Source organism: Sutterella parvirubra YIT 11816 (assembly GCF_000250875.1).
GTDB lineage: Bacteria > Pseudomonadota > Gammaproteobacteria > Burkholderiales > Burkholderiaceae_F > Sutterella > Sutterella parvirubra.
The window spans coordinates 1-1,051 of the sequence record NZ_JH604916.1 but is presented as its reverse complement, the minus strand read 5'-3'; the positions used below and the strand labels follow the sequence as shown (position 1 = coordinate 1,051).

Below are 1,051 nucleotides of genomic sequence, written 5' to 3'. Positions count from 1 at the left end.
CGCAACTACATTCTGGCGCTCGCGAAACATGCCCGGGAGCTCGGCGTCACCATCCGGCTCAACACCGAAGTGGTTGAGCTGAGGCGATCGGTCGGCCGGGGTTTCGAACTCAACTGCCGACAAAGTGGTGAAGCCGTTGAATTCATGTCCGAAGCCGTCGTGATCGCCACGGGCGGCTTCACGGCCAACGTGCCCGCCCGCATGAAAATCGACGGGCGCTTGAGTGCGGACATCCATACGTCCGCGAATCCCTACGTCCTGCTTTGGGACGGTGCCGACGGCGACGGCATCCGTTTGGCCCAGGCGCTCGGCGGCGCCGTCACGGAGGGGTTCGGTCTGCAGCTCCTTCCCATCGGCGGCGGCCGCGTCCTCGACTATGCGGGCGCGGACCTCTACGTCAACGATGAGGGCCGCCGCTTCGTGAACGAAGCCGCTCCCCGGCGCGAACTCGCTTCCGCCATCCTGGCGCTCCCCGACAAGCGCTTTTGGGTCATCACGGACCAACAGTCGAGGAAGAACGCGACGCTCGGGCCGAAGCTCCTGAACGGCATCGTCAAAAAGTCCCCCGACATCCGCAGCATGGCGCGCGAGATGGGGATCCGCCCCGACGTGTTGGAACGTACGATCGCCGACTACAACCGAGCAGCCGACGCCAAGTTCGACCCCGAATTTGGGAAAAGCGTCTTTACCCAGCGGATCTCGGAACCGCCCTTCTACTGGGGGCGTGAACGGATCTACGTGCACACGACGCTGGACGGCATCCGAACCGACCATCAGGCCCGCGTTCTCGACCGGAGCGGTCGTCCGATCGACGGCCTCTTTGCGGCGGGAGAAACCGTCGGAGGCGTCTTCGGGAAGGACCGCTTGGGCGGCATGGGCCTCACGAACTGCATCGTCATGGGACGCATGGCGGGTGGATGCGGCCGGTGGCGGAAAGTCTGAGGCCACCCCAACAATGAGAGCCCGGCGGCCGAACTGCCGACCGTCACAGAGGCGTATCATTTTCAGGGCCGGGCACCTTGTGGGGTGGGGGTCGAAAACCGGACCTGCT

1 protein-coding gene is annotated in these 1,051 nt (G+C 64.9%); it reads left to right on the top strand.

The window, feature by feature from the left end; translation table 11 throughout:
• Positions 1-942, top strand: a 942-nt coding sequence (locus tag HMPREF9440_RS11840; protein ID WP_008541399.1) for an FAD-dependent oxidoreductase, incomplete at its 5' end; no start/stop codon positions are given.
• Between the last annotated feature and the right edge of the window lie 109 nt (positions 943-1,051).